This window comes from Fulvivirga marina, assembly GCF_016775155.1.
GTDB lineage: Bacteria > Bacteroidota > Bacteroidia > Cytophagales > Cyclobacteriaceae > Fulvivirga > Fulvivirga marina.
This window is the reverse complement of record NZ_JAEUGD010000064.1, coordinates 392,417-401,347: the sequence shown is the minus strand read 5'-3', so window position 1 is coordinate 401,347 and position 8,931 is coordinate 392,417. Positions and strand designations below refer to the sequence as shown.

8 protein-coding genes are annotated in these 8,931 nt (G+C 38.9%); 3 read left to right on the top strand and 5 right to left on the bottom strand.

The features are described from left to right. On the bottom strand, positions 1 to 372 hold a 372-nt coding region (locus tag JMN32_RS20600), incomplete at its 3' end, for a single-stranded DNA-binding protein (protein ID WP_238354563.1). A gap of 180 nt (positions 373 to 552) precedes the next feature. Here JMN32_RS20600 and JMN32_RS20595 point away from each other — a divergent pair. Further along, the gene (locus tag JMN32_RS20595; protein WP_202858260.1) at positions 553 to 915 is read left to right on the top strand and encodes a hypothetical protein; all 363 of its coding nucleotides are present in this window, start codon (positions 553 to 555) and stop codon (positions 913 to 915) included. Positions 916 to 1,093: 178 nt separating this feature from the next. Here the strand turns inward: JMN32_RS20595 and JMN32_RS20590 are convergent, their stop codons facing one another. Both JMN32_RS20590 and JMN32_RS20585 read right to left on the bottom strand, forming a co-directional pair. Beyond that, on the bottom strand, positions 1,094 to 1,522 hold the full coding sequence (locus JMN32_RS20590) for a VOC family protein (protein ID WP_202858259.1): 429 nt from the start codon (positions 1,520 to 1,522) through the stop codon (positions 1,094 to 1,096). Between the two features lie 7 nt (positions 1,523 to 1,529). Then, positions 1,530 to 3,305, bottom strand: a complete 1,776-nt coding sequence (locus JMN32_RS20585; protein WP_202858258.1) for an OmpA family protein — start codon at positions 3,303 to 3,305, stop codon at positions 1,530 to 1,532. 124 nt (positions 3,306 to 3,429) lie between these two features. On the opposite strand from JMN32_RS20585, the gene JMN32_RS20580 reads away from it, so the two are divergent. After that, complete coding sequence (locus tag JMN32_RS20580) at positions 3,430 to 4,188, top strand: carboxypeptidase-like regulatory domain-containing protein (RefSeq protein WP_202858257.1); 759 nt, start codon at positions 3,430 to 3,432, stop codon at positions 4,186 to 4,188. 328 nt (positions 4,189 to 4,516) lie between these two features. Here JMN32_RS20580 and JMN32_RS20575 read toward each other — a convergent pair whose 3' ends face one another. After that, on the bottom strand, positions 4,517 to 7,342 hold the full coding sequence (locus tag JMN32_RS20575; RefSeq protein ID WP_202858256.1) for a CHAT domain-containing protein: 2,826 nt from the start codon (positions 7,340 to 7,342) through the stop codon (positions 4,517 to 4,519). 83 nt (positions 7,343 to 7,425) lie between these two features. On the opposite strand from JMN32_RS20575, the gene JMN32_RS20570 reads away from it, so the two are divergent. Further along, the gene (locus tag JMN32_RS20570; RefSeq protein WP_202858255.1) at positions 7,426 to 8,172 is read left to right on the top strand and encodes a lysophospholipid acyltransferase family protein; all 747 of its coding nucleotides are present in this window, start codon (positions 7,426 to 7,428) and stop codon (positions 8,170 to 8,172) included. A 2-nt stretch (positions 8,173 to 8,174) separates the two neighbouring features. Here JMN32_RS20570 and JMN32_RS20565 read toward each other — a convergent pair whose 3' ends face one another. After that, positions 8,175 to 8,897: a pirin family protein gene (locus tag JMN32_RS20565; RefSeq protein ID WP_202858254.1), complete on the bottom strand. Its 723-nt coding sequence runs from the start codon at positions 8,895 to 8,897 to the stop codon at positions 8,175 to 8,177. Positions 8,898 to 8,931 lie beyond the last annotated feature (34 nt).

Sequence of the window (8,931 nt, the reverse complement as noted above, 5' to 3'; positions counted from 1 at the left end):
ATAGTAACACCGAAATGACTGGCATAGTCCGACCGAAATAACCACAAGCATTAGAATACTATTAAGGTTGATTTCAGTTATATATTTTCTCTCTCCGCTGCCTGTTTCGTATGAGCGATGGATCAGCTTACCTTCAATGGCTACTTCTTGTCCCTTCTTTAAATATTGAGCCGCTATCTCACCAGGCTTCCCCCAAGCCACAACATGATGCCATTGCGTATCTTCAATCTTCTCCCCTTGAACGTTATAATAACTTTCCGAGGTAGCTACTGAAAAGGTAGCTACAGTTTTCCCGTTATTCAGATCTTTCAGTATAGGATCCTGACCAAGTCTTCCTATTAAATTCACGCTGTTTCTTAAATTCTTCATCATGGTAAAAGTTAGTTATTAGTATTTTTATTTGTCTTGATGATACATTGTTCATCAAATTCGATGATGCAAAGAACCGGTAAGAAAAAACGGAGAATCGTATGATAAGCGTTTGTATTCATTTAAATTACGTTTGTAAACGTTTACAAACGGATAAATAACTAAAAGTCAACATTTCACAAAATGCAAGAAAAAACATGTCTCGAATGTGGGACAAAAATTTTTGGCAGGATTGATAAAAAATTCTGCTCTGATCAGTGTAGAAACTCCTACAACAACAAATTAAATAGCGATGGCACAAACTACATTCGCAACATCAATAACATCCTTCGTAAAAATCGTAGAATTTTGATGAGTTTAAATCCCAATGGCAAATCAAAAACCCACCGTAGCAAGCTTGCCGAAAAGGGCTTCGACTTTAACTATTTTACAAACACTTATACAACCAAGGCAGGAGCCATTTACTACTTCTGTTATGAATATGGCTACCTTCCGATTGACAATGACTTTTTTGCTCTGGTAAAAAAGCAGGAGTATGTTGATTAGGAAAGATAACTTCAGTTTCTTTATCTAGCAAACATCTCGGTTTAACTCAAAACCAGACTGGTCAAGCATTCCAGATCATGCTCTAATATGACTTCTATTATCACCACCAGGTATATAAAAAAACAAATCCGATAATTTTAGATTACCGGATCTGCTTAAACAATGGCGTTTGCAAATGTTATTTAATATTTCCTCCCTCATCTATCTCCAGGTAGGGGTTAAAAGCAATCTCCCAAAGGTTACCATCCGGGTCAGCTATATACCCACTGTAACCACCCCAGAAAACCTTTTCCGGTTTTTTAACTATTTTGACACCCTGTTTTTCAAAGCCTTCAAACAAATCATCTACCTCTTGCTCTGTGCGAGTACAAAATGCGAGGGTAAACCCCTTGAACGTATTTTCATCCACTTTTTGACCGTTCATAGAAGCATCTTCGGCCAAGCCTGCATTAGAATACAAGGCTAGTTTGATCCCGTTGAGTTGCATAAAAATGATACTTTCATTGCTTTCATCTGTCTTACTCCACCCAAACTTTTCAGCGTAAAACTGCTCTGCCTTTTTAAGGTCATTCACCCCAAGAGTTATAATAGAGAGTCTTTGTTCCATTAAGTTTTTATTTTTTCAAAACAGTGAACTCAACGCGACGGTTAATTGCACGTCCTTCATCGGTTTCATTGGTTTCGAGTGGTACAGTCTCCCCATAACCCTTCGCTACCAGGCGATATTCATCAATACCCTGTCCAATCAGATAATCGACCACCGCCTGAGCCCTACCCTGAGACAGGTTAAGGTTATAATCGTCAGAGCCCTTACTATCAGTATGACCGGCTATTTCTATTTCAACCGACGAGTTGTCATTTAGAAAATCTACAACTTTATCCAATTCCACATAAGATTCAGACTTTAGCGTGGTTTTATCGAAATCGAAAAATATATTATTCAACCTTACTGTAGTACCAATCTCTATGGGTGTAAGATAAAGGTCCTTATTCAAAAGACTGCCATCATCGGCATTTCTCACGCTATCAGTAGCATTAATAAACCCTTCAGCTGAGGCTGCAATAAAATACCACCCCTTTTTATCCAATTCCTTTTCAAAGTAACCCTTTGGAGACTCTTTCTTATAAATTGCCTTTTTATCCGACTTGTGTATTATCTCCACTTTAGCTGTCAGTGGCTCTTCAGTTTTTGCATTGTACACCGTTCCCGTAAGTAATGTATTACGTTTGACAGGTTTAAGCACAAAATCCTGTATTACTGTCGTATCTCTAAAAACATCCTTTATAGATAGTTGAGCTTCATCTGGATAGTAACCTTCTGCACTCACCCTAATATGGTAATTCCCTTCACCAATCAGCTTTGTCTGATAGCTTCCATCTCCAGAACTTTCCACCAGAGTATCTGTATCATTAACAAGTCCAATTGCCAGAGAAGCCATAACCCCTGATTTGCTTTTAGCATCGAGTACAACTCCTCTCAAGCGAATTTTTATATCTTTCTCTTTAAGCCCGAAAATATCAAGGTTTCCGCCATCAATGGCATTACCCGACTGTGCGGTAAATACATTCCCTGAATTATCTATTGACATATAAGAATCAAAAGCCCGTGTGTTTAGCGGACGCCCCACATTAACCGGATCTGACCATTTCAACCAGGTATCGTCAAGCCTTACTGTTTTATAAATGTCGGCATTACCTAAGCCCATATCCTTACGTGTACTGGAATAATACATCGTTTTATTATCCGGAGCCAGATAGGGAGCAAACTCATCTCTACCGGTATTAATATTTTTAGGCAACAACACTGGCCTTGACCAATCGCCATCACCTACAGCTTTACTAAAATACAAATCACTAAAAGTGCCATTCTCTTTCTCACTCATGTATAAAATCATGTATTTACCATCAGATGACATGGTAGCACCATAAAACTTACCTTTATTCATACTCCTGAAGTCATCAACCTTGATCTCATCAGGTTTACCCCATTCACCGCCACTCTTTCTGGTAAACGAGAACCCCTTGGAATTACGTGAAGAACCTCCCCTGATAAAAAGTGTGTTACCATCCGGCATGACTGTAAATACCTGATTAGAATGGTGCTGATTTAGAGGCTTGTCCATATGCTTTGCCTCTCCCCACTCTCCGTCAGGCCCAAGCTCAGCATACCAGATATCCTGACTTCCCTCTTTACCATATGTGTTGTCAGGGTGATTGTGCACAAAAAAGTACAGGGTTTTACCATCGGCTGAGATAACAGGGGCTCCCTCATGGTAGCCGGTATTTACTTTCCTTCCCAAATTTAACAGCTCATATCGCTCGTTATACTCCTGACTAAAACCAATTAAACTATAGACAAACAAAAAAATGAGTAATTGTATTTTCTTCATTATGGATGGATTTTATACGGTAAAGATAAAAATTTACAACTTCATATGAACCATCTTCTCGATATTCGGACAAAAGATGTAATATTATAAGAATCCTTTCCGTTAACTTTGCGTAACTTCAATTATGACCAGATATTTTTTCTCAATTCTAGTTAGTTTGCTCTTTTCAATCACTCTCGTATTTGGGCAGGATAAAAACATAGAGATAACAGGTACAATCATAGAAGCGGGCACAAAAGAGCCCGTACCCTATGTTCACATAGTCAACAGGGCATTAGGCAAAGGTACTGTTAGTAATACGGAAGGTCGCTTTTGGATCAATATGACTAAATCGGATACTATTCAATTCTCAGCCATTGGTTTTGAGCCTTATATGTTCACTTTGAAAGAACAGGTCACCACAGACAGGATCAATGTTACTATTGAACTGAATACCTCCACCATGGAACTACAGCCTGTTAAGGTCTTTGCTTATAAGGATGAGCAGGCACTAAAAAAAGCCATGATTGCCATGGATGTACCTATTGAATCTGAGAAAAAGGGAATACAGCTTCCTGGTTTTTACTACGGCCCTACTAAAGAAGTGAAACCGAACCTGATGAACCCAATATCCTTTATACACAGCAAGTTTAGCAGAGAGGTTAAGGAACAACGAAAGCTTGCTGAATACCAACAACAGGAAAATTATCAAAACCTTATAAAAGCGAAGTACAACGAAAGTGTAGTTATTGAACTCACTGGCTTACCGGAAGACAAAGTTGAAGAGTTTATGAACTTCTGTAAGCTTGAAGATTCATTTATAGGCCGCGCTACGGAATATGAGATAGCGGTCGCAGTGAACAGATGCCTTAACGACTTTGAGGCTATTGAAGAAGGCAAGTGAAACCTTGTATTTCCTATCATCACCAGACGCTCCAGAAAATTCAAAATCAGGGATTTAATAGAATAAAATGAACTGGTAGCTTTGATATTGCAATCTTCTTATCCAGTTGAATATTATTTTATATTCATTCAAAGTATAGAAAATACAATGGCGTTAACCTCCATTGCTCACATTTCTTTCAAAACACTTAAAAGCTTTAGCGCTTTCAATGAAAGTTAAAAAAATGAGGCTGTCTTTCAGAGCAGCCTCATGCAAGCAAAGAGGTTATACATTTTTTATTTAATTACTTAAATTTACTAACCAAAAAGCATTTAGCCAAATCAAATAATCAACTTCCAATGAGGATAAAAGCTCCCCAGTAATAAGGCTCTTTATATTTGCCTTTAAGTTCCACTTGAGCGGCTTTAAAAGCCTGATGCTTATTCCCTGTTTTAAGCCAGTTGCTATAAAATTTTGTCATCAATTCCTGGGTAGCATTATCGTCTACCTTCCAAAGACTCATAATTATGGCATCGGCTCCTGCTACCAGAAAAGCTCTTTGCAATCCATAAACCCCTTCACCTGCCTTAATATCACCCACTGCAGTCTCACAGGCACTGAGCACTACCAAATCTGTTTTATCCAACGACATATTCATGGCCTCAAAAGCCGTAAGTATACCATTATCATCACTCTCCAGGCTCTGACTTGCCTCATTACTAATTACATTACCCGCATTGGTCAACAACAGACCAGCCCTTAGCAAAGGGTTACCTCTTGCACTTTCAATACTCACTCCAAAAACCTTATCTCCCTTTAACTGGTTATCTTCAAGGAAATACCCATGGGTAGCTATATGGAGTATCTTAGCATCATTTATAGCCTTGAACCTGGTTTCCGTGGCTTTCACATCACTTATAGTTGTGATTTTGTAACTTTTAGTTGCCAATATTTTGCTGATATTCGCAATTTCAGCTTTTGTACCCAGCAATAATGGTATATTTCCTCCATACTCCGGGTAACCTATAAGGTAAGCTGACTTGACTGTAGAGTTATTTGGCTGATATTCCACAAGCATTCTCGTGCTGCCTATAATGTAAAAATCATGATCATTCATCAAGTACTCTCCCGAAGCTTTTTGAAGGGTATTCATACTCAATTGATTATAAATACCATCAGGAGACAGATAGACCTGCTTCACGCCCTCAAGGAGGGGCTCAATTGGTGCCCAATACTGGTTGTAAGAATATTCATCGACAAGCTTTTGATGGATTGCATTGTTATAATACTTAAAATAACGTCCCTCAAGCTGCACCCCGTTTTCCAATAGTACTTTCCGAGGTTCAGTGCCATCTTTCGTCGCTACAAAAACAAGATACTTTACTTCATTTGTAAATGTATTATTAAAACCTCTGAACCTGACAAATTCCACGGCTGCTTCTCCAGGTTTTAGCTTTTGCTGTACCTCTTCAAAACCTATGGCATTTGCTGTATACTCACCAGAAAACACATCAGATTGCAGAGAAAGGAGCTTTTCATTATCATTGACAGCCCTTTCCAGTGAATCCCTATTGATATGCTGTTCATGCAACTCTTCCTGAGAATAGGAGTACAGCCTGGCCAATGTTTCTTTCTGATCGAGCCATTCCAGATACAAATTTTTCAGGTTTTCATCGTCACTTTTCAGTATTTTCTGTTTTATCTTGTTAGTGGACTTTAAGAGCAGCCCTTTTGTTGCGACATGGTAGTTATATGCCTTCAACAATAATGAGCCTGTATGATCAGGGGCCTCTGAAACAAATGAATAAAATCTCTCGAATCGGGGACGTAGCTTGTCCCAGTATTTGGTTTTTTCAGCTTCACTCATCGGAGGAAAGTACTCATTAATAAAAGACAATGACTGATCCAACGCTGATGTATATAATTTCACTGCCTTTTCATGGTCTCTCATTTTCCAGTATAAGATGGCCAGATTCTCCTTTGACTGAACAAATTGAGGGTGTTTTTCTCCCAATATTTTCTCTCGTATCTCCAGAGTCTCAATTAGCAGAGGCTTCGAAGCTTCATAATCTTCCTTAAACCTATAAAAATTCCCAAGATCGCTAATGGCTCCCGCATACAGTCTATGTTCCTTTCCGAATTTCCTCTCGTATATCTCAATGGCTTCTTTAAGCAAAGGTTCTACCTCATCATATTTACCCATTTGCATGTACAAAGCCGCCAGGTTATTTAGTATATGAGCATAGTCAGGATGCTTTTTACCAAACCTCCTCTCCTTTAGCTTGATCAGTCCCCTGAAAGCATTCTCAGCCAGCTCGTATTGTCCTATCTCCTGATAAAGGAGCGCCTGATTGGTGAGAAATTTCTGATGATTTCCAGATTTTTCATTTTGGAGGTTTGCTGATATTCCTATTGCTTCATCAAGTATTTTTTCAGCTTGCCCATACCTTCCCATGGCCTGGTATAACATGGCTTCATTGTTCAACGCTATAGCATAAGGCATGCTCTCCCTTTCATGCACTGTCTTCAAAGTTTCGGAAGCTTCCTTGATGAGCTTCTCAGACTCATTGTACTTACCAGTCTCTTTATAGAGTACGGCCAGGTTGTTTAATGAAGCCCCATAACCATTCTTATCTGCTTTTCTTAAGTCAAGTGCATTCAAAATATACTCCTCAGCTGTAGTATAGCGCCCCATTGTACTATAAAGCAACCCCAATGTAGACAAGGCTTTTGAGTAGTTGACATCATCTTTGAGTCCATTGGCTTCATATTTGATTTTGGAAGCTAGCAAAACCCTTTCCGCCATAGCATAGTAGCCACTAGCATAAAACCCCTCCCCTTTATCCAACAAGTCCCGGGCCTTTTCCCACTCTTCTTTTTCTGTTTCGTTTTTCCCGAGATTTGAATATGCCTTTAAAAAAACTTCCCCTTTCTCCCTAACATCATAAAGGTCTGAATTATCATTAAGAGAAATGGCATAGCTAAAACTAGTAGAATCAAAGTTATTTCTGGCCTCATCCAGTTTTGCTGAAGCGGCATTTTTTAATAGGTTTAGCCTGTCACCAGAGGCTAAGTTCTTAGCTTTATCTTTAAGCAGCTTACCTATCTGCCCATAACCTTCCTGAGTAACTACAACCAAAGGCAGGCATAAAACTATTATATAGACATATCTCATCTTTATTATAAAAAATGTATTAAAAGATAGAAAAAGATATTCATTAATTATAATTAAAAAGCTTTTTGTAATTTGGCGCCCCAATGAAAACACTTAAACAAATAGCATCAAAAATATATGTAGGTTGGGTATTGCTTGTCTTTACCACTTTCATGATTATACTCCTACCAATTATAATCTTTCCTATTCTTCTGGGTGAAAAGTATGGAAGCATAACTTACTTTGGTTTAAGGTCATGGTCATGGATCTTCAGTAAGCTCAACTTCATTAAGTATGAAATTGTCAACCGAAAAAATGTTGATCGCGAGAAGTCCTATATCTATACGTGCAACCATACCTCGTTTTTAGATGTACCGGGTCTTTGCCTAGGTGTACCTACACAGTTTCGCCCTTTAGCCAAAAAGGAGTTACTTAAAATACCCGTTTTTGGATTGATTGCAAAAGTTGCCGCAATAATAGTCGATAGATCCAACACTGAGAGCAGAAAGAAGAGTGTAAAGAAATTAAAACAGGTTTTAAGTGAGGGAATTTCTATCCTGATTTTCCCGGAAGGAACACAAAACCGAACTGGCAAACCTTTACAACCCTTTTATGATGGTGCATTCAGAATAGCTATTGAAGCTGGTGCCCCTATTATGCCTATAGTAATTACTAACGCTGGCAGGCTCATGCCTCCCAGCACCTTAAATGTAAAGCCCGGAAAAATAAAAGTAATATTTGGAGAAGAGGTAGATACGCTAGGATATACTCTATCAGAACTACCCTTATTAAAAGAAAAGGTTTTCAACGCAATGAAAGCCATCGTCGAAAGAGAATCTGAAAGCAAATAGAATTACAAGTGGCCTTCGGTAGTCATTGGAACTTCTATCAATAGAAGTTCCGTCTTGCTTAATGACCTCAGTGGAATCTCGGTTATTTCCCAAACGCCTATACCATCTCTTCTCTCCATAGACTCACCAGCAACTTCAACCTCCCCTTCAATGATAAATATATAAACACCATTATTATCGGAATGCAGCTTGTAGCTAGTTTCGTATTCAGCCTCAAAGTTACCCAGTGAAAAATACGCATCCTGATTGATTTTCAGAGTATCCCCGCCATCTGGCCCCACAACAGGCTGTATTTTATTAGCCCTGTCAGCTGGATCAAACAGTTTCTGCTGATACTTTGGTCTTATATCCTTTACTTTAGGGAGTACCCAAATCTGAAGAAAATTAACTACCTCCTCCTTACTATGGTTATACTCAGAGTGCAGCACACCGTTACCTGCCGACATCAACTGCACCTCATTGGTGCGTATAACTTGGGTATGTCCCATACTATCTCTATGCTCGAGACTACCCGACAAAGGGATGGAAACAATCTCCATATTATTATGAGGGTGGGTGCCAAAACCTGCTCCAGCAGATACAATGTCATCATTTAAAACCCGTAACATACCAAATTGGGTCCTGGCTGGATCCTGATAACTCCCAAAACTGAATGTATGATGAGCATCCAGCCAACCGAGATTGGCCTTTCCCCTGGTTTCGGCTTTATGTATTATTGTTTCCATGCTACTAAATAGTTTCAAGTAACGGAAACAAAAG

What these genes read in the sequence shown, in the direction of transcription:
- JMN32_RS20590 (WP_202858259.1), bottom strand. Translation starts at nt 1,522, where the DNA reads ATGGAACAAAGACTCTCTATTATAACTCTTGGGGTGAATGACCTTAAA.
- JMN32_RS20565 (WP_202858254.1), bottom strand. Translation starts at nt 8,897, where the DNA reads ATGGAAACAATAATACATAAAGCCGAAACCAGGGGAAAGGCCAATCTC.
- JMN32_RS20570 (WP_202858255.1), top strand. Translation starts at nt 7,426, where the DNA reads ATGAAAACACTTAAACAAATAGCATCAAAAATATATGTAGGTTGGGTA.
- JMN32_RS20595 (WP_202858260.1), top strand. Translation starts at nt 553, where the DNA reads ATGCAAGAAAAAACATGTCTCGAATGTGGGACAAAAATTTTTGGCAGG.
- JMN32_RS20580 (WP_202858257.1), top strand. Translation starts at nt 3,430, where the DNA reads ATGACCAGATATTTTTTCTCAATTCTAGTTAGTTTGCTCTTTTCAATC.
- JMN32_RS20575 (WP_202858256.1), bottom strand. Translation starts at nt 7,342, where the DNA reads ATGAGATATGTCTATATAATAGTTTTATGCCTGCCTTTGGTTGTAGTT.
- JMN32_RS20585 (WP_202858258.1), bottom strand. Translation starts at nt 3,305, where the DNA reads ATGAAGAAAATACAATTACTCATTTTTTTGTTTGTCTATAGTTTAATT.